The 19,362-nt window shown below is 65.9% G+C and carries 15 protein-coding genes; 2 read left to right on the top strand and 13 right to left on the bottom strand.

Features of this window, described 5'->3' with window-relative positions:
* Positions 1–10 precede the first annotated feature (10 nt).
* From N0K08_RS06490 to N0K08_RS06470, 5 genes are read right to left on the bottom strand one after another with little or no spacing between them, the layout of a single operon-like run.
* Complete coding sequence (locus N0K08_RS06490) at positions 11–1,777, bottom strand: ATP-binding protein (RefSeq protein ID WP_261499273.1); 1,767 nt, start codon at positions 1,775–1,777, stop codon at positions 11–13.
* A 6-nt stretch (positions 1,778–1,783) separates the two neighbouring features.
* Positions 1,784–2,035 (bottom strand): PP0621 family protein, encoded by a 252-nt coding sequence (locus N0K08_RS06485; RefSeq protein WP_261499272.1) that lies wholly within the window; start codon positions 2,033–2,035, stop codon positions 1,784–1,786.
* The gene (locus N0K08_RS06480; protein ID WP_261499270.1) at positions 2,032–2,835 is read right to left on the bottom strand and encodes a cytochrome C assembly family protein; all 804 of its coding nucleotides are present in this window, start codon (positions 2,833–2,835) and stop codon (positions 2,032–2,034) included. Before N0K08_RS06480 ends, N0K08_RS06485 begins: the two co-directional genes overlap by 4 nt.
* 32 nt (positions 2,836–2,867) lie before the next feature.
* Positions 2,868–3,788: a GGDEF domain-containing response regulator gene (locus N0K08_RS06475; protein WP_261499268.1), complete on the bottom strand. Its 921-nt coding sequence runs from the start codon at positions 3,786–3,788 to the stop codon at positions 2,868–2,870.
* Positions 3,785–7,600, bottom strand: coding sequence for a PAS domain-containing hybrid sensor histidine kinase/response regulator (locus N0K08_RS06470; protein WP_261499267.1), 3,816 nt, complete (start codon positions 7,598–7,600; stop codon positions 3,785–3,787). The genes N0K08_RS06475 and N0K08_RS06470 overlap by 4 nt, the downstream gene beginning before the upstream one ends.
* 302 nt (positions 7,601–7,902) lie before the next feature.
* Here N0K08_RS06470 and ffh point away from each other — a divergent pair, with 302 nt between their 5' ends.
* Both ffh and N0K08_RS06460 read left to right on the top strand, forming a co-directional pair.
* Positions 7,903–9,297: a signal recognition particle protein gene (gene ffh, locus N0K08_RS06465; RefSeq protein WP_261499265.1), complete on the top strand. Its 1,395-nt coding sequence runs from the start codon at positions 7,903–7,905 to the stop codon at positions 9,295–9,297.
* A 145-nt stretch (positions 9,298–9,442) separates the two neighbouring features.
* Entirely contained in the window at positions 9,443–9,976 is a 534-nt protein-coding gene (locus N0K08_RS06460; RefSeq protein ID WP_261499264.1) for a C40 family peptidase, read from the top strand.
* Between the two features lie 17 nt (positions 9,977–9,993).
* On the opposite strand, the gene N0K08_RS06455 is transcribed toward N0K08_RS06460, so the two are convergent.
* The 8 genes from N0K08_RS06455 to N0K08_RS06420 all read right to left on the bottom strand — a co-directional run bounded on the left by N0K08_RS06455 (position 9,994) and on the right by N0K08_RS06420 (position 19,329).
* A complete protein-coding gene (locus N0K08_RS06455) occupies positions 9,994–10,668 on the bottom strand; it encodes a DUF1266 domain-containing protein (RefSeq protein WP_261499263.1) in 675 nt (224 codons plus the stop codon).
* A gap of 8 nt (positions 10,669–10,676) precedes the next feature.
* On the bottom strand, positions 10,677–11,927 hold the full coding sequence (locus N0K08_RS06450) for a hypothetical protein (RefSeq protein WP_261499262.1): 1,251 nt from the start codon (positions 11,925–11,927) through the stop codon (positions 10,677–10,679).
* Complete coding sequence (locus tag N0K08_RS06445) at positions 11,909–14,218, bottom strand: hypothetical protein (RefSeq protein WP_261499261.1); 2,310 nt, start codon at positions 14,216–14,218, stop codon at positions 11,909–11,911. The genes N0K08_RS06450 and N0K08_RS06445 overlap by 19 nt, the downstream gene beginning before the upstream one ends.
* Before the next feature lie 171 nt (positions 14,219–14,389).
* Positions 14,390–15,727, bottom strand: coding sequence for a tRNA (N6-isopentenyl adenosine(37)-C2)-methylthiotransferase MiaB (miaB, locus tag N0K08_RS06440; RefSeq protein ID WP_261499260.1), 1,338 nt, complete (start codon positions 15,725–15,727; stop codon positions 14,390–14,392).
* 78 nt (positions 15,728–15,805) lie between these two features.
* Positions 15,806–16,186, bottom strand: coding sequence for a hypothetical protein (locus N0K08_RS06435; protein ID WP_261499259.1), 381 nt, complete (start codon positions 16,184–16,186; stop codon positions 15,806–15,808).
* Between the two features lie 234 nt (positions 16,187–16,420).
* Positions 16,421–17,362, bottom strand: coding sequence for a hypothetical protein (locus N0K08_RS06430; protein ID WP_261499258.1), 942 nt, complete (start codon positions 17,360–17,362; stop codon positions 16,421–16,423).
* Positions 17,363–17,575: 213 nt separating this feature from the next.
* Positions 17,576–18,496 carry a formate dehydrogenase accessory sulfurtransferase FdhD gene (gene fdhD / locus N0K08_RS06425; RefSeq protein WP_261499257.1) on the bottom strand — a complete coding sequence of 307 codons (921 nt, stop codon included), beginning with the start codon at positions 18,494–18,496 and terminating at the stop codon, positions 17,576–17,578.
* A gap of 101 nt (positions 18,497–18,597) precedes the next feature.
* Positions 18,598–19,329 carry a TorF family putative porin gene (locus N0K08_RS06420; RefSeq protein ID WP_261499256.1) on the bottom strand — a complete coding sequence of 244 codons (732 nt, stop codon included), beginning with the start codon at positions 19,327–19,329 and terminating at the stop codon, positions 18,598–18,600.
* Between the last annotated feature and the right edge of the window lie 33 nt (positions 19,330–19,362).

Here is a 19,362-nt window from a genome sequence, read left to right as displayed (position 1 = left end):
GGTGGATGCATCAGACCACGATTGTGTCAAAGCTGTAAGAGGGCGTGCCCAGGGCGGCGGCGGGGTAGAACACCAGGGTGAAGGCATTGCCTTCGACGGGGCCGCGCGCGGTGTTGCGCACCAGGCGCTGGTAGCCCAGGCGGGCGCCGTAGCGCTCGCACAGTTCGCGGCAGATATACAGGCCCAGACCGCTGGAGCGGCTTTGCGACGAGAAAAAAGGCTCGAACAGGTGGCGCTGCACCGAAGCCTCGAGCGGCGCGCCATCGCTCCACACCTGCAGCCAGACCTGGGCGCCCTGGGCGGGCGCGGGATCAAGCGGATGGGAGGCGCTGTTGTGGCCGGTCAACAGCTGCAGGCCGTCGGCGGCGCTGCTGCGATAGCGTTGGGCATTGTCGAGCAGGTTGACCAGCACGCGCCGCAGGTGCTCGGCATCGAAGGCCACCAGTGCCGTCGCGGCCTCGAGCTGTACCAGGGCCTGGCGCGGGCAAGCCGTGTCCTGGGCGCCGGCCGGTGCCTGCGCGCGCCATTCTTCCCAGACGGCCGCGACTTGCGCGTCCAGGGGCAGGGCGCTGGCTTCGGCCGCATGGATTTGCTGCTGCACGCGGGCAATGTCCAGCACCTCTTCGGCAATGCGCGCCAGGCGCTGGGCGTTGTGCGTGACCATCTGGCTCAGGCGTTGCTGGCCGGGATCGGTCAGGTCTTCGGCCAGCAGGGCGTTGGCCTGGGTGATGGCGGCCAGCGGATTGCGGATTTCATGCGCCACGGCGGCCGACATGCGGCCCATCGCGGCCAGTTTTTCGGTGCGCAGCCGGGCCTGCATTTCGCGCAGGTCGTGCAGAAACACCACGCACCATTGCGCGGGCAGGGGCTCGGTCGCTTGCAGGGCGTTGCCTGCCAAGGGGAGCGTGAGCCAGGTGCGCGCATGCAGGCCCAGCGGGTTCTGGCCGGCATGCACCAGGTCCATGTCCGCGGCCAGCGGCGCACCGTTGATAAAGGTCTGGGCGACCAGCGCCGACAGCGGCGCGTTGCCGGCATGCGCGGCCAGCGCGAACGGCAAGGGCAGGCCCGGGGCACAGCCCAGCAACTGCAGGGCGGCGGGGTTGGCGGTGTGCACCAGGCCCTGCTGGTCCATGGCCAGCACGCCGTCGTTCAGGTGGTGGATGATGAGGTGATTGACCTGCTCCTGCAGATGGGCTGCCAGCCGGCTTTGCAGGGACAGCTGCTGCTCACGCTGCAGGCGCTGGGCCAGCTGATGGGTCAGATAGGCCATCAGGAAATAGCCGGCGCAGGTCAGCGCTGTCTGGAAGTACTGCTGGGTGAGATCAGACGGGCCATACAGGCTTTGCCAAGTGGTCCAGCCCAGCATCAGCAGGGTGACGCCGGCGGTGGTGGCGAAGGCCAGCAGCAAGGTGCCCAGTGCCGAGGCCATCAGAATGGGCAGGGCCAGCAGTGGTGTGTAGTTCAGCGGGCCGGCCTGCCACAGCTGCAGCAGGCAGACCACGGCGATGTCGACGCCGATCAGCGGCAGCCAGTGCAGGCCGGTCTGGGGCGGAGGCGGGGCGTTGCGCCCGACGATGCGCGTGAGCACCGTGAGCCCCAGGTAGATGGCGCAGATGGCCCAGAGCCATGGGTTGGCATGACTCTGGACCGTGCCCAGTCCCTGAAAGATGAGCAGGACGCTGGCGACCAGGATGCGGCCGTTGAGAAAGCCGTGCCACAGGCGCATGACCTGCGGCTCGGCCGGCAGCGGTGGGGCGCTCAGGCGGCTGGCGGACATGGCCGCTCAGGCCGGGCCCTGGGCGCGGTGCTGAGCGCTGCAGTAATAGCGCAGCTGGGCGTCGGCGCCCTGTGCCAGTGCATCGCTGCGCGGCAGGTGCAGTCCGCAATGGGCGCAGGCCACCATGTCCTGGGGCGGCTGCAAGCGGCTGCCCGCATTCCGGGCCGGACGCTGTGCGTCCAGATTCTCCGCCCGGCGGCGGCTGCGCCAGACACCTACGGCGACCACGATCACCAGCAAAACCAAAAGATATTTCATCCCAGACGTTCCAGCAGTACTTCCATCACAAAGCGCGAGCCCGCATAGGCCAGCAACAGCAACAGGGCGCCAGCGTACAGCATGTGCACGGCATGTCGGCCGCGCCAGCCAAAGCGCGCGCGCCCGATCAGCAGCGTGGCGAAAGTCAGCCAGGACAGCACCGAGAAAATGGCCTTGTGGTCCCAGTGCCAGTGGCGGCCGTACAGGGTTTCGCCGAACAGCCAGCCGGCCAGCAAGGTCGCGGTGAGCAGCCAGAAGCCTCCGGAAACAAAGCGGAACGTGAGCCGCTCCAGCGTGAGCAGGGGAATGCCGCTGTCCTGGTCGGCCGCGAGGCGGATGCGTTTTTCGGCATGGTTCATCAAGGCCGCATGCACGACGGCGGCGGCGAACAGTCCGTACGAGGCAATGCCCAGGGCCAGGTGCAGCGGCAGCCAGGCCGAAGCGTTGACCTGCAGCGGCATGCCGGGGAACAGGGCGGCGAGTACCACGGTGGCCGCACCCAGCAGTCCCAGCAGCGCGCGGGTGCGCAGCTGCGGGAACAGCTGCTGCTCGACGCCGTAGACGGTGAGCATCAGCCAGGCGGTGATGGACAGCGCCGAGGCAAAGCCGAAGTGGGGGGCCTCACCCAGCAGGCCCCAGGCAAGAAATGCGGCGTGCAGCGCCCAGGCAATGCCCAGGGAGGTGCGCGCGGCGGTTTCACCGATGCGGGCGGCGGGAATGGCATAGGCGCAGGCCGCGGCCAAGGCCAGGGACCAGGTCAGAACCGAAGTGGAAGAGTGCATGTAGGCAAAAGAAACCATCGTTCAATGATAGACCGCCGAGGGGCGGGGAATCAGCTCTGCAGCCACACGCTGGTGCGGTTGCGACCCTGGGATTTTGCGGTGTAGAGCAGCGAGTCGGCTTTTTGCAGCAAGTCGGTGGTGTTCAGGTGTTCGAGATGCTGGGCCACGACCAGGCCGCAGCTCACGGTGAGGGCCGGTCCCGTGGAGGAGTCGGCATGCTCTATGGCCTGCGCGAGCACCGCCAGGCGAAAGTCTTCCATGCGCTGCAGCAGCCCTTCGTCGCCCGGCACCAGCAAGGCAAATTCCTCACCGCCGAAACGCGCCGCCAGGTCGTCCGGCCTGCGGGCATGGGCTTGCAGCGTGCGGGCCACGGCCTTGAGGGCTTCGTCGCCCTGGATGTGGCCGTAACGGTCGTTGTACTGCTTGAAGTGGTCTATGTCGATAAGGGCCAGGCCCAGCGGGCTGCCGGTGCGGCGGCTGCGGCGGTGCGCGCGATCGAGCATGTCGTCGAAATGGCGGCGGTTGGCCAGGCCCGTCAGGCCGTCGATCTGGGCCAGGCGCTCCAGGGTGCGCTTTTGCTGCGCCAGATGGATCTGGTTGCGCACGCGCACGCGCACGATGGCCGGGCGTACGGGCTTGGAGACATAGTCGGCCGCGCCCAGGCTCAGGCCGTATTCCTCGGCCGCATCGTCGCTCTGGCCGGTGATGAAGATCACCGCAATGCCGGCCGTGCGCTCGTCGGCGCGCAAGGCGCGGAGGACTTCGTAGCCGCTCATGCCCGGCATGCTGACATCCAGCAGGATCAGCAGCAGTTGCTGGGCTTCACGCTGCGCATGGGCCAGCGCACTTGGGCCGTCCTTGGCCAGCAGCACGCGGTACTCCTGGCCCAGCAGCTCGGCCAGGGCAGCGCGGTTGAGCCGTTCGTCGTCGACCACCAGAATGGTCGGGTGTTCGTCCGCAGGCGTTGTCATGGGGTGGTGCTCCTGTCAGGGGCGGTCAGTTGTTGGGCCAGTGCCTCCAGAGCGGCCAGGGCCAGCGCGGGTTCCAGGTCATCCACATGGCCGCGCACGGGCTCCAGCAGCGCCAGATGGGCGGCGTCCAGCATCTGCGCCAGACGCTCGAGCTCGCCGGTGGCCGCATAGTCGCCCGTGGCAATCAAGCGGCGCAGGTCTGCCATGCAGTGGGCGATGTCTTGCGCGCTGGCGCTGGGCGCCGTGGCCTCGCCGCGGGCCGCGGCCTGGGCAACCTCAACCAGCAGAAGGCGCAGAGTGGCAGTGAATGGCACCAGGGCCTGCTGCACAGCGTCCTGCTGCCCGGCGGTGGCCAGGCGTTCGAGCTGGTCGGCCTGCTTGGCCAGTGCCGGCGAGCCCAGATAGCCCAGCGCGCCCTTGAGGTTGTGGGCCAGTATGGCCACGCCCGCGCAGTCGGGATGCTGCGCGCCCTGCACGAGCGCGTCCGGCGCCGTGGTGAAGTCGCGCATAAAGCCTTGCAGCAGGCGCTGGATGCGCTGCGCACTGCCGGCAAAGCGGGCCTGCACGGCCGGCCAGTCGATCAGCGGCACATCGGCCGGCGCCGCGCCGGACGGCGTCGCCGCGGGTGGTTCGCCGGTCACGGCCTGTGCCTGAGGGTGCAGCAGCCGGTCCAGCGTGGCGTACAGGCGCTGCTCGTCAATCGGCTTGCTCAGATGGGCATCCATGCCGGCCGCGTGAATATGTCGGCGGTCTTCCTCGCTCGCCTGCGCCGTGAGGGCAATGACGGGCAGGTTCTTCCAGGCCGGGTGCTCACGGATCGCGCGCGTGGCCGTGAGGCCGTCCATGTCGGGCATGTGTACGTCCATCAGCACGGCGTCAACGGTTTCGGTTTGCAGGCGCTCGAGTGCATGCCGGCCATGGTGGGCGGTGACGACCTGCATGCCCACCAGCCGCAGAAAATCTTCGGCCACTTCGCGGTTGAGGGCGTTGTCGTCGACCACCAGCACCTTCTTGCCGGCCAGGCGCGCGGCGACATCGGATGCACGCAGCGACGTGGCCAGCGTGGCGTGGGCGCTGGCCCCGGCCAAGGACGGGGGCCGGAAAATGTCCTGGATGGTGTTGAACAGCACGGATTCGGTCACGGGCTTGATCAACAGGCCTTGCACGCCCAACTGCTCGGCGTGGTGCAAGACTTCTTCGCGCGCATAGGCGGTGACCATGAGCACGGCGGGCGTCGCGGTCAGGGCGTCCTGCGCGCGGATGCGGCGCGTCACTTCCAGTCCGTCCATGCCCGGCATGCGCCAATCCAGCAGCACCAACTGGTAGGGCCGGCCGATGGCGCAGGCCTGCTGCAGTGCCTGCAAGGCGGCTTCGCCCGAAGCGACGGCGTCGGACGGCATGCCGAAGCCGCTGAGCATGTCGGCCAGGATGGCGCGTGCGCTGGCGTTGTCGTCGACGATCAGCGTGCGCTCGCAGGTGTTCGCGCGGTGGGCTGATTGAAGCGACGGTCGCGGCGATGGCTGGGGCGTGCGGGCCGACGACAGCCGGGCCGAAAACCGGAAGCTGCTGCCTTGGCCCAGCTTGCTTTCCACGCTGATGCTGCCGCTCATGAGCGCGACCAGTTGCTGGCAGATGGCCAACCCCAGCCCGGTGCCGCCATAGCGGCGCGTGGTCTGCGCGTCGGCCTGGGTGAACGGCCGAAAAAGTATCTTCATCTGGGCCGGAGTCATGCCTATGCCGGTGTCGTTGACTTCAAATTCCAGCGGCAGGGATTCGGCGGAGGCGTCGCCGCGGGCGCGGCGTACAGCGACGACGATTTCTCCGGCATCGGTGAACTTGACGGCATTGCTGACCAGGTTGGTGAGCACCTGGCTCAGGCGCAAGGGGTCGCCGCGCAGGCGTCGAGGTACGTCGGGTGCGATGCGGTAGGCGATTTCCACGTTCTTTTCCTCGGCGCGCAGCGTGCTGATGGCCGAGACGGTCTCGAGGATGGTGTCCAGATCGAAATCGACGTCTTCCAGGTGCAGCATGCCGGCCTCGATCTTGGAGAAGTCGAGGATGTCGTTGATGATGGCCAGCAGCGCCTTGGCCGACACTTCAACCTTGTCGAGGTAGTTGCGCTGCTTGGGCTGCAAGGGCGTTTGCTGCAGCAATCGGGTCATGCCTATGACGGTGTTCATGGGCGTGCGGATTTCATGGCTCATGGTGGCCAGAAACTCCGATTTGGCGCGTTCCGCCGCTTCGGCCGCTGCCTTGGCCTGTTGCAGTGCATCCGCGGCTTCGCGCTCGTGGGTGATGTCCAGCATGACGCCGTCCCAGACCGGCGTGCCGTCGATGGGGTGCAGCGCCGCGCGGCTGCGCAGCCAGCGCTGGCTGCCGTCGGGCCGCAGGATGCGGAAGCTGCAGTCGAAAGGGCGGCCGCTGGCATAGCATTGCAGCAGCTGGGTTTCGTGGCGCTCGCGGTCCTCGGCGTGGATGGCGTTCAGGTAGATGTCGCTGTTGGCGAGTATGGCCCGCGCCGACATGCCGACCAGCGCTTCGATGCCGGCGCTGAGATAGGTCAGCCGGTAGCGGCCCTGCTGTTCTTCCGTGCGGTAGATGGCGCCGCTGGGCAGGTTGTCGGCCAGGGCTTCGAGCCGCTCCCTGGCATTCTCGCTTTCCGACAAGTCCTGCACCGTGCCGCTGAGGGCGACGATGGTGCCTTCGCTGTCGCGCAAGGCCTGGCCCAGGATGCGGGCCGGAAAGCTGCCGCCGCCGCCCGGGTGCTGGTGGCGCACATCGATGTCATAGGGGCGGCCGTCCCGTGCGCAGGCGGCCATGGCCTGCGCCACCGCGGCGTAGTCCCGCGGGCGCAGCATGGGCTGCAGGTCATGCACCGTCAGCGGCGGGCCGTTCGGGTCGGCGCCGCTCATCTCGTAGAGCATCTCGGAGGCGCTGAACGCCTGGGTGGACAGGTCCAGCGTCCAGCTGCCCATGCGCGACAGCCGTTCCGCGCGTTGCAGCGAGTCGTAGCTGCGCTGCAGCTTTTCTTCCGCCAGGCGCACGTCGGTCACATCGCGGGAGATGCCCAGCAATCCCGTGAGCTGGCCTTTGTCGTCGCGAAACGGGCTCTTGATGGTCTGGAATACGCGCATCTGGCCCTGGTGGGGAATGTGCTGCTCCGAGGTGGTCGCGTGGTTGGACGTGAGCACCTGCTGGTCGCTGGCTTCGCATTCGGCCGCGCCTTCGGGAAAGAAATCGGCGTCGGTGTAGCCCAGAATCTGTTCCGGAGGGTGGGCGAAAAAGCGAAACGCGGCGTCGTTGCAGAACAGGTAGCGGCCTTTCACGTCCTTGAGGTAGACGATGTCCGGCGTGTCGCGCAGCACGGCGTCGAGCAGGCGCGCCGTGTCTTTCCACTGGCGGGTGCTTTCCTGCACCTGGCGTTCGAGCTGGGTATGGAGCGAACGGATCTGGGCTTCGCGCTTGAGCCGCTCGCTGATGTCGTGCGACAGCGTGAAAAACCATTTTTCCCCGCCCACCAGCAGACAGGAAATCTGCACTTCCACCGGGATGATGCGGCCATCGCGGCAGCGGTGCTGGTCGACGCAGATGGTGGCATTGCCAGGCTCTATGCTGTCCCATAGCTGCGTCAGCGCGCTGGTGTCGTAGGCCACGGACAGGTCGCTGACGTTCATCCGCAGCAGCGCCTCGCGGCTGTGGCCGAGGCTGGCGCAGGACTGGGCACTGGCGTCGAGAATCCGGCCCTGCGCATCGTGCAGTATGAAATCGTCGGCAATCTGGTCCAGGTACTGGCGGTAAGGCATGTCGGACATGGTGGTTCCCGATAGCAGGTTCAGGCGCGCAAAGCCGGAATGCACAGCGCGGCGGCTGGCTGTATCAAATCGTACACGCATCCCCGGCAGGATGATGTAGCGGCGTGCTGACGCCCGAAGGGGGCATGGGCCGCTACCGTAAAGCGCCCCAGCGGGTAAAATTGCGCCATTCACTCTTGCACGCTGCCGCCGCTTGGCGCCGCCAGGGCCGGTCCGACCCACGGTGGCGGCCTTGTCCGGCCCCGCGGACCGCTGCCGGCGGGCGACAGCCCCAGCGCACCACCTACCGGAATTTCCTGCTTATGGCCTCCGCACTTACCGAAAAACTCTCACGCCTCGTCAAGGAGATGCGTGGCCAGGCCCGCATCACCGAATCCAATGTGCAGGACATGCTGCGTGAAGTGCGCATGGCCTTGCTGGAAGCCGACGTGGCCCTGCCCGTGGTGCGCGACTTCATTGCGCGCGTCAAGGAAAAAGCGCTGGGCCAGGAAGTCCTGTCCTCGCTGCAGCCTGGCCAGGTGCTGGTGTCCATCGTCAACACCGAACTCGCCGCGACCATGGGCGAAGGTGTCAGCGACCTGAACCTCAACGCCCAGCCGCCGGCGGTGATTCTGATGGCCGGCCTGCAAGGCGCGGGCAAGACCACCACCACGGCCAAGCTGGCCAAGCACCTGATCGAAAAGCGCAAGAAGAAAGTGCTGACCGTGTCGGGCGACGTCTACCGCCCCGCGGCCATCGAGCAGCTCAAGACCGTCACGGCCCAGGCCGGCGCCGAATGGTTCCCGAGCACACCCGATCAAAAACCGCTGGACATCGCGCGCGCCGCCCTGGACTACGCCAAGCGCCATTTCTTTGACGTGCTGCTGGTCGACACCGCGGGCCGCCTGGCCATCGATGAAGTGCTGATGCGCGAAATCCAGGAGCTGCACGCGGCGCTCAAGCCCGTCGAAACCCTGTTCGTGGTCGATGCCATGCAGGGCCAGGATGCGATCAACACCGCCAAGGCCTTCAAGGAAGCGCTGCCGCTGACCGGTATCGTGCTGACCAAGCTCGACGGCGATTCGCGCGGTGGCGCGGCCCTGTCGGTGCGCCAGATCACGGGCGCGCCCATCAAGTTCGCCGGTGTGTCGGAAAAGATCGACGGCCTGGAAGTGTTCGACGCACAGCGCCATGCAGGCCGTGTGCTGGGCATGGGCGACATCGTGGCCCTGGTCGAGCAGGTCACGGCCGGTGTCGACATGGAAGCAGCGCAGCGCCTGGCTGCCAAGGTCAAGAGCGGTGACGGCTTCGATCTCAACGACTTCCTGGGCCAGATCCGGCAGATGAAGCAGATGGGCGGGCTGTCCAGCCTGATGGACAAGCTGCCCAGCCAGCTCTCGGCCAAGGCCGGTCAGGTCGACATGGACAAGGCCGAGCGCGAAATGCGCCGCAAGGAAGGCATCATCTGCTCGATGACGGCCCGCGAGCGCACCAAGCCCGAACTCATCAAGGCCACGCGCAAGAAGCGCATCGCCATGGGTGCCGGCGTGCAGGTGCAGGAAGTCAACCGCCTGCTCAAGGAGTTCGAGCAGATGCAGGACATGATGAAGAAGATGAAGGGCGGCGGCCTGATGAAGATGATGAAGCGCATGGGCGGCATGAAAGCCATGAAGGGCATGATGGGCGGCGGTGGCGGCATGCCCAAGATGCCGTTCTGAGCCCAGGCGGTTCTGTCCATGCAGCCGGCCTTGCGCGATGCGCAGGCCGGTTTTTTTGCGCCCGGAAGCACCGCGAAAAACCCTTTCGGCGGGGCTTCACGGGCTGCGATTTGGCGCACGCGCTTTGCTTGCCGATAATGGCCGCATGCAAACGATGCCTGAGCCCACCGCCGCGCCGTCGCGCCGGCTTCTTCTGTCCGCGGCGCTGGCCGCGGCAGCCACACTCGCGGGGTGCAGCTCCGCGCCCGCCAGGCGCAGCGCCGGCCCGTGCGGCACACCCTCCCTGGCGATCGATGGCGGCCTGCGCGATGCGCTCTACGCGCGCACCATGCTGGTGGTCAATACACCTTATACCTATGGCGGCAACACGCCGGAAGGCGGTTTCGATTGCAGCGGGCTGGTGCAGTACGCGCTGCAGGGCATCACCGAGCAGCGCCTGCCGCGCAGCACCAGCCAGTGGGCCACGGTGAGCAGCACCATCGACCGCGGTGACCTGCAGCGCGGCGACTTTGTGTTCTTCAATACTTCGGGCGGGCGCTATTCGCACATGGGCATTTATGTCGGCGGCGAGCGCTTCGTGCATGCGCCTTCGAGTGGCGGCATCGTGCGCGTGGCGGCCATGGACAACCCCTATTTCCGCAAGCGCTTCACCGAAGCCCGCACGGTGTTCGCGGGCTGATCCAGCCGGTCAAGCCCTCAGGCGGTGGGCCGCGCGCTCAGCGGCAGGCCCCAGTCCATGGCATGCCAGGGGTGCTTTGCTTCGCTCACCCATTGGTCGACTTCCTCGGTCGTCACCGTCTTGCCCAGCAGATCGGCGCGGCCCTGTGCCAGCCACTGGGCACGTCCTTGCGCATAGGCCTGGCCAAAGCTGCGCCAGCTGTCGAAGCACTGCTGGGCCCGCTGGGCATTGAGCATCAGGAGGTCCCACTGCGGCTCTTCCTCCACCCAGTCCAGCAAGCGCGCGCTGCGCACGAAGAACGTCACGCGGGCGCAGGCAAACGCCATGGCCGCGCGCGGATCATCGCCGCGTTGCAGGCGCTGCAGATCGAGCATGAACCAGCGCTGGCGCAGGGCGTCGGGCAGTTGCTGGCGCACCTGCGCATCGCTCAGATCGGTGCGCAGGCCCAGGTGGTGCAGCACCATGGGGCGCAGCTGCCTGGCCAGCGCCTCATCGGCCCCATGCAGCTCGCAGGCAAAGCCGCCCTGCATGGCGTGGTAGGCCATGGGGTGGGCCAGGGCCAGCGCCCAGTTGCGCTCGGGGCTGCCGGCTTCGTAGCTGACCATGTCGCCGCGCTTCTTGGCCTCTTTCAGGTTCTGGAAACCGCCTTGCAGCAGCCAGAAAACAAAGGCCAGCAGGAGCAGGAAAATCACCCAGCCCGTCATGTCCGGCCCCCTGTCTGGCTGGCGCGGGACACGCGCATCCGTGCCAGCTGCAGCGTCTGCCGCAGGGCCGGGGATTGGGGCATGCGCTCCACGATTTCCGGATCAATGGAGTCCTTGCGCGCGGCCACCATCCACTGCATCAGCGGCGAGCGCAGATCCAGCTGGGCCAGCAGTTGCGGATGCTGGCGCAGCAGCCACAGCTGCTCCGTCTCGGTGCTCAGCTCGGCCACGGCGCACCAGGGGGCGAGCGCAGGGTTGGCGGCCAGCACTTCGGCAGGGCGGCGCACCAGACCCATGGCAAGCGCGTCCGCGGGCACTTCGTCATTGAGGGGCAGGTGGTTGAGCAAGGCCGCCACATCGGGCACGTAGCGTGCGATCGGCGGGCGGTTCTGCTTGCCCTTGATCTGCTCTATCTGCAGGCTGCCATCTTTTTGCAGCACCGCGTTGATGGTGATGCGCGGCTGGGCCGAGCCCGTGCGGTAGCTGAACAGGCGCATCCTGCCGCTTTCGCAGCCGGCGGCATAGTGCTCGCCATAACCTCCGCTGAAGCGCTTGCGGTCGGAGAACTGGCCAACGCAGTGGCCCATCATCTGGCTCTCGTAAGCCATCTCCTGGCGCAGCCGCGGGCTGCTGGCGTCAAACTCCACAAAGCTGCCCAGCTGGCCGCGCACGATGCCGTGCACCGCATCCTTGGAGTGTTCCACCCAGCCGTTGCTTTGCTTCTTCTCGAAGGCCAGGTGCTCCAGCGTCCAGCGCGCCAGGGCCTGCGGGCAGTTCACGCGCTGCAGCTTGCCCTCCAGCGACGTGCCCTTGCGGGTGGAGAGAAACTCCACCAGCCGCGTCTCCAGCGCCAGCACGGCGGGCGAGTCGGGCTCCACCCACCACAAATCCGGCAGATCGACCCCTGCCGCTTTTTTGCGCAGTCGCTCCAGCGCCCAGGCGGGCGCCTCCTTGCGACCCAGGCGCTCCTGCAGGGCGTTGCTGTCGGCAAGGCGCTGCACAGGCGCTGCCGTGGTTGGCGGGTCGTTCTGCGGGGCGCAGGCCACGTTGCCGATCACATGGCGGCAAAAGTGGTTGAGCAGCCAGGCGGAGACCTCGGGCGCATCGCCGCGCTGTTCGCTGCGCTCGCGTATGCGCTGCTTGATGGCGGGGGCGTTGACCACGTCGCGCGCCTTGTAGGCGCTGGGCGCGGCGGGCGCGGCGGATGCCGTCGCAGGGGCCGGCGGGGTCACCAGAATTTCCACCATGGCTTGCGGCGGTCGTCGGCCTGGTCCGGCTGATCGCGCTCGGCCAGCTTGCGCTCGGCGCGCGCTATGCCGGTACGCGACATGTTGCGTTCATCGTCGTCATCGTTCTTGCCCAGGTAGCCGGCGGACTCCTTGTGCATGGCCACGGACTCTTCCAGCAGCTCGGGATAGGCTTCCAGTGCGCAGCCCAGACGGCGCAAGGTGTAGCTTTCCTTGAGCGCGCGCACTTCGTCCTGATGGGCGCGCAGACGCGGCAGCACCAGCTCCGGACGAGTGCTCGAGAAAAAGTCCAGCATGGACATCAGCGAGGCCAGATAGTCGCGGCGCTCGGACCGCTGATCGGCGGCGTCCAGATCCTCGTACCACTGATCCAGGCGCTCCAGCCAGATGCTGATCTCATCGTCCCGGTCGAGCTTGAAGAGCGATAGGGCAACGGTGGAAAAGTAGCGCGTGGGATCATGGCGGCCATAGGAGTGGTCCTGCGCGAAGTGCCACAGGCGCTCGGCCGCGGCCACCGTGGCGTCGTCATCATCCTTGCCGATGGCGCTCCACATCAGACCGTTCAGGTGTTCGCCAAATGGACTGCTGGCCAGTCCCTTGTGGTGCAGCGCGACGGCCTCGTCGTAGCGGTTCAGAAAGCGGTATTTGATGGCCAGGTTGTTGCACAGCATGGAGTAGACATGCAGGTCGGCATCCTTGAACGCGCCCTGGCCCGTGGCCCAGAATTGCTCGAAGCGCGCCAGGCCTTCTTCGTAGTAGCGCAGCACCAGCGGGGCGCGTACTTCGGCGGAAGGTATGTTCTTCTTGCCGCCCATGAGGGGCCCCAGGTCATCCTCGTCGTCCAGCACCACGCCCACCGCATAGCACCAGTGAGCGCCATGGGCCAGGACAAAGGGGCGGGCCAGGGCTTCCTCGAGCGGCAGCGCCGCAAAGCGCGCGGCCCACAGGGCGGCCAGCTTTTCGCCGTCGGCCATATGGGGATGCAGGCCCACGGATTGCTCCAGCAAGGGCAGGGCCTGGTCCATCTGGCGCTTGGCGGCATGGCGCATGCCCAGGGTGAGGGCCAGCACCGGGTGGTGCGGAGCGATTGCGCGGACAAAATCCAGGTAGAAGTCGGCGGGCTGGTCCGGCCGGCTTTCCTGCGCGAGCAACTGGCGCATGTCGGGATCGGTCTGGGCCATGGCCAGGATCAAGGCCCAGGTGACGGCGTGCTGGGCGTCATTGCCGAAGCGCTCGCGTGCCAGGTGGTAGCCCTGGGTCGACGAGACCGGGCGGGCGTGGAGCACGCTCTCCAGCGCCAGGGTCGCGGCCTCGGGCAGGCGATCGGCCTGCACCAGCCACTGCATCACCAGCGCGGAAAACGGGTCGCCTTCGTCATCCGTGAGGCCCAGACGCCCCTGGGGCGCAAGCTGCAGGGCGGCTTCCAGCTGACCGGCCAGAGCGCAGGCATGGGCTTGCAGACGCATGATCCTGACCTGGCGGTGGGCTTGGACGGCTGGTGAGGGCGGCGGGTTTTCCGTGCGCGCCAACTGCCGCTCGCAGGCCATGAGCAGCGCGGGCAGGCTGGCGGTGGCCACGGGCAGGGCGCGGTCCGCCAGGTCCATCCACTGGTCGAAATCCACCTCCTGCTCCGGCGCTGCATCGTGCAGCGTATCGATGGCGGCCTGCACATGGCGGGCCGCCGCGCCCGCATCGGCGCGCTGGTGCGCCAGCTCGGCTTTGCGCGCCAGGGCCATGGCGTCGTTACGGGCAGCATGGTCTTCGTCGGCGTGGCGCTCCCGCGCCCGGCGCAGGTCCACGCCGGTTTCGGCAATTTCCCAGGCCTGGGCCTGATTGGCCATCCATTCCCAGCCATGCCAGTAGCGCGTGGCATCGATGTTCTCGGGCAGGCTGGCAATGGCCTGTGCCGCGGGCAGTAGCAAGGGAATGGCCGATGGCTTGTCGAATTCGAGGCGGCTTTGAATGTCGCTGAGCGCAAGGCGCGCCCGTGCGTCATCGGGGTGGCGGTCGCCGGCTTGCAGTGCGGCTTGGCGATGGGTCTGCAACAAGTCGTTGGCCGTTTCAGGGCGGTCCAGAAACAGCCAGAAATCGTGCAAGCGCTCGAGGTCGGTGACATTGGCGGGGGCAAATGTCTGCTGCTCCATCAGCTCGATGACGGCCGCCATGCGGTCTTCGCGGCTGATGGACGAGTCCGTGTCGTCCTGGTCGTCGTTGAGCAGGTCGTGGGCCTGCTCTAGAAAGGCGTGAAGGGCATCGCCCTGAAGGGAAGCCGTGCTGCGGGGTGAATTCATGGTGTTCAGATCAGGGAAATCCGAGGCAAGCGATCCCCAATCCTAGCCGCTGAACGGCGCATTTTTACTTCAACCAGCAGTTGTCACTTTTTGTTGCATTCGACAGGGCGCGGCAATGCCCAGGCCGGCACACACCGTCAAGGAGGGTGTGCCACGCCCAGCCTGCCTGGCTCAGTCCTTGATGCGCACTTCGCCGCGCAGCGTATAGGCCTTGGCTTCGGTGATCGTCACGTCCACCATCTGGCCGACCAGGCGTTCCTGCTGGCCGTGCGCGGGGAAGTTGACCACGCGGTTGCACTCCGTGCGGCCCATGAGTTCGCTGCCGTCGCGCTTGCTCAGGCCTTCGACCAGCAGGCGCTGCACCGTGCCCACGCGCTCTTCGCTGATGTCCTTGATGTTGCGGTTGATCACGGCCTGCAGCTCCTGCAGGCGGCGCAGCTTGACGTCGTGCGGCGTGTCGTCGGGCAGGTTGGCCGCGGGCGTGCCGGGGCGGGGGCTGAAGATGAAGCTGAAGGAGTTGTCGAAGCGCACGTCATCGATGAGCTTCATCATCTTCTGGAAGTCTTCCTCGGTCTCGCCGGGGAAGCCGACGATGAAGTCGCTGCTCATGGCCAGATCCGGGCGGATCGCGCGCAGCTTGCGCACGGTGCTCTTGTATTCCATAGCGGTGTAGCCGCGCTTCATGGCCATCAGAATCCGGTCCGAGCCGTGCTGCACCGGCAGGTGCAGGTGGCTGACCAGCTTGGGCAGCTTGGCATAGGCCTCGATCAGGCGCGGCGTGAACTCGTTGGGGTGGCTGGTGGTGTAGCGGATGCGTTCGATGCCGGGGATGTCGCTCACGTATTCGAGCAGCAGCGCGAAGTCGGCGATTTCCTGGGTGTCGCCCATCTTGCCCAGGTAGGCGTTGACGTTCTGGCCCAGCAGCGTGACTTCCTTCACGCCCTGGTCGGCCAGGCCCGCGACTTCGACCAGCACATCGTCAAACGGGCGGCTGACTTCCTCGCCGCGCGTATAGGGCACGACGCAATAGCTGCAGTACTTGGAGCAGCCTTCCATGATGGACACGAAGGCCGAGGCGCCATCCACGCGCGCTGGCGGCAGGTGGTCGAACTTCTCGATTTCGGGAAAGCTGATGTCGACCTGGGGCTTGGCCAGGGTGGCGCGGGCATTGAGCAGGTCGGGCAGGCGGTGCAGGGTCTGGGGGCCGAAGACCACGTCCACGTAAGGCGCGCGCTTGATGATTTCCGCGCCTTCCTGGCTGGCCACGCAGCCGCCCACGCCGATCAGCACGCCTTTTTTCTTCAGGTGCTTGATGCGACCCAGGTCGCTGAAGACTTTTTCCTGGGCTTTTTCGCGCACCGAGCAGGTGTTGAACAGGATCAGATCGGCTTCATCCACATCCTGTGTGGGCTCGTAGCCTTGGGCGGCGTTGAGTACGTCGGCCATCTTGTCCGAGTCGTACTCGTTCATCTGGCAGCCGAAGGTCTTGATAAATACTTTTTTGGACATCGTGGAATTCTCGGAAAGCGTTGTGCCGCTGCATGAGGCTGCAGCAAGCTGGCAGTGCGGGCGCACGGCCCGGGGTATTCAGGGGCGCTTGAGCGCGGCTTCTTCTGGCGTCAGCACCCAGGCTGTGTGCAGCCATTGGGTGCTGGGCTCGATCACATAGTTGACCAGCAGCTTCTGGCCGGCCAGGGTGTGACCCATGAGCAGCCGCCCGTCGGCGCTGAACAGCCGAAAGCCCGGCGTGGTGCGCAGGGGCTTGCCGTTGAGCTGGACGTCGGGCATGTTGCCTATCACCAGCGTGCCGCGCAGGGCGGCAGGCGGGAAATTGCGCGTGCCGGCAGCGGCGGCTGTGGTGACGGCGGCCGTCGGTTGCGCCTGGGCCGGCAGCCAGGCAGCGCCGGTCAGCAGGGCCAAGGCAGCGGCCAGGGTGCGGAAAGAGGAAAAACGGAGGCAGCGGTGCATGGTGTATATCCAGTGGCTGAGGCCGCGATTCTACGGACTTGCCGGCCGCACAGTGGCGCGCTGGGGCATGTTTGGTCAGGTCCAGTGGCGGAGGCCGCGATTCTTCGGACTTGCCAGCCGCACAGTGGCGCGCTGGGGCATGTCTGGCCAGGATGCGCGCTCCCGCCGTGCCATGGCGTCGCGGATTTTCCTGCGGGCGTGCCCGTCAACCCGCCATTTTTCGGGCGTTGCTTTTCAAAAAACGAGACTTGTCTCGGTGCCCATGTGGTCGCACTGTCCGAGAAGCTCGACGTGCGCGCCAGCCAAAGGGGCGTTGCCATGTGTGTCGACGGCATTCGGATTGGCGCCAGCTTTTGTCAGTGGGTTGAGAAGCTCATGGTCTTCCGGCCCATGTGCAGGAAAAAGACGGAGGTCCAATTCCTTGTCGATTTTTGAGGAAATCAGCTTGTTGATAGTGAGGTCGTATATGTGATCAAATGCCCCGCGAACCATGTATGAAGGTAATATTTTGAATAGGGATTCCTGGGGCAGTGCATTGATCATTTTTGCGCCATACATCGACATTGCACCAAAAATGCTGAATCTTGTGATGGTGCAGATGTGGCCGCAGTTTTTCTCTTGATAATCAGATGGCGTATGGTTATTCGAACTTGATTCGTCTGCTTGGTCGGCGGAGGCTGGCGGCGCAAGACGAATTTCCGGGTTCAAATAATATTTGATCTGGTAAAGAAGATGTACGGCCTTGTCTACTGTTGGAGAGAACAGTACATGTTCGACGATCTTGTTGTCCGCCCTCAGTGCGACTGTTGGGAATTCGTTGGTGAATACGGATTCAACCATGTTCCCTAGCTTGAACTCGTCGCTGAATTCTTTTCCGAAAACGGATGGAAGAATGGCTTTGAAAATTCCGGAGTGCATGCCTTTGATTGCGCCAGGGACTGTGTGGTATAGGACGCTATAAAAATTGGCATTTGCATGCAGGTTTGCGAATATGCCGGAAATTGCACCTGATAGCGCGCCTCTTGCCGTGCTGCTGGCGATGAGTGCCGATATGTTGGCAGCTGCTTCATAGGTTCCGGCGACATGGCCGGAAGCCGTGATGCTTGCATATTCCACCGATGAATATGAGCGGTATTCCATTGCGCCGGGTTGGTCTGCGTTGCGGTAGGTGGCCATTTTGATGCTGCTCAATGGGTTTCAATCTAAGAGATCCGGCCGGTGTGGGCGCAGTTCCTTGCTCCATCCAGCCCTGCGCGCCGGCGATGGCATGCAAAGCTCGTTAGATTGAGAAACACTATTTTGTCAAAATGTTCCATAGCAATTTGTTAAAAATTGCCGTCTATGGATGACCCAGCATGCCCGCATGGGGCCTTCGCCGCAGCGGGGCGTCTACACGTCGGGCGTCGCTACGTCGGGCGGCGCCACGCCGGGCGTCGCCACGCCGGGCGCGTAGAGCACGGCGCTGGGCGCGCGGCACAAGCCCCAGAAGCGCAGGCCCGTGAGTTCGGCCATGCGCACGCCCATGGCCGTGGGCGCGGAAATCGTCGCGAGCGCGCCTATGCCCAGCTTGGCGCATTTGCGCACCAGCTCATGGCTGCCGCGGCTGGACAGCACGACAAAACCGGGCTCGCCCAGCCGGCCGGTGCGCGCCAGCCGGCCCAGCAGCTTGTCCAGCGCATTGTGTCGGCCTACGTCTTCGACCACATCCTGCAGCGCGCCGTCGGCCAGCGCCCAGCCGGCCGCGTGGATCGCACCGGCTTCGGCATTGAGCAGTTGCTTGTCGCGCAGCGCATCCATCGCGCGCAGCACCTGCGGCAGTCCGATGGCGCCGACCCAGTCGCGCGCGGGCAGGGGCGCGAACGACAGATCCAGCGCCGCAAAGCTCTCGACGCCGCAGACGCCGCAGCCGGTGCGCCCGCTCATGCTGCGCCGGTGGTCCTTGAGGCGCGCAAAGCAGCGCGAGGAGATCTCGATCTGCACTTCCATGCCGTCCATGCCTGCGGGCAGGCCCGCGGCACTGGCCGCGACCGGCGCCACTTCCATGCCAAAGCAGTCGGCCGCGCTGTCGATCAGGCCTTCGCTGAGCGCAAAGCCCAGGGCAAAGTCTTCGAGGTCCTGGGGCGTGGCCAGCATCACCGCATGCGAGATGCCGTTGAAGACCAGGGCGATGGGTACTTCGCTGGCCAGCGTGCGTTCCTGCGCTTGCACCTGCACGGCGGGGTTATCCCCGGTCAGGCGGTGCAGCGCGACCGCGTGCTGGCTCAGGGCATCGATGTGGGGCAGGGCGGTGGGGGTGGCGGCGCAAGACATGGGGGCATTATCGGTCGCGTGGGTGGCGCAGCCCTTATCCCTGCTGCCAGGCGTTGGCGCGGCAGCCCTGTGCAGCGCGAAGCTGGCGGCGTCCGTGGGGTTTACTGATTCCTGGTGAGCGTGACGACGATGCGGGATTTGTTGACCGGGCCGAAGAACGCCTGCTTGTTGGCGCCCACCAGGGCCGCGCTCAGCGACAGGCCGTGAGCCAAGTGATAGACGCCGCCCACGCTGTAGTCCATGAAGTTGGGCGTTCCCGCGTTCCTGATGTCGCTGCTGAAGCGGGTGAAGCCCAGCGATGCCTCCACGGAGACGCTGGGCGCCACTTTCCGTGCGAAGCCGATGTTCAGATAGCCCGTGTTGCGGCCCGTCCGGCCGGAGCCCGATGTGGCGCCGGCAAAGTCGAAATAGTCCCTGGACAGGGTGTGGGAGTACTTGGCGCGGAAGGGGCCGTAGCTGGCCGCGCCATAGACCTCCGTGGTGTGGCCAGCGCTGTTGCCGGGGTAGAGATAGGTGATGGCTCCCATGTCCAGATCGACGCCGCCGGCCTTGAATTGGTAGCCGCCCGACAGATCGATTTCCAGGGAGTTGTGGGACAGCCAGTCCACGCTGGAGTTCCAGTTGCTGAGGTAGAAACCGGTGTTGCCGAAGTTGTAGTCAAAGCCCCCTTGGAGGGCGGGTTTGAGCGCCCGGGTCTTGCTGCTGTCCTGGTCCTGCCCCCGGACTTTGTAGTTGCTGGTCAGACTGATGTTGCTGCTGAGCTGTGCCTGGGCCAGCAGGGGAAGGGCTGCCAGGAGCGCGGTGGCGAGGGTTAGACGGGCTTGAAAATTCATAGGGTGCCACTGCGAAAGTAGAGAACAAGCATA

It is taken from the genome of Acidovorax bellezanensis (assembly GCF_025421555.1).
Taxonomy (GTDB): Bacteria; Pseudomonadota; Gammaproteobacteria; order Burkholderiales; family Burkholderiaceae_C; genus Comamonas; species Comamonas bellezanensis.
Note: the sequence above shows the minus strand (reverse complement) of the source record. Positions and strands in the feature narration are given on the sequence as shown.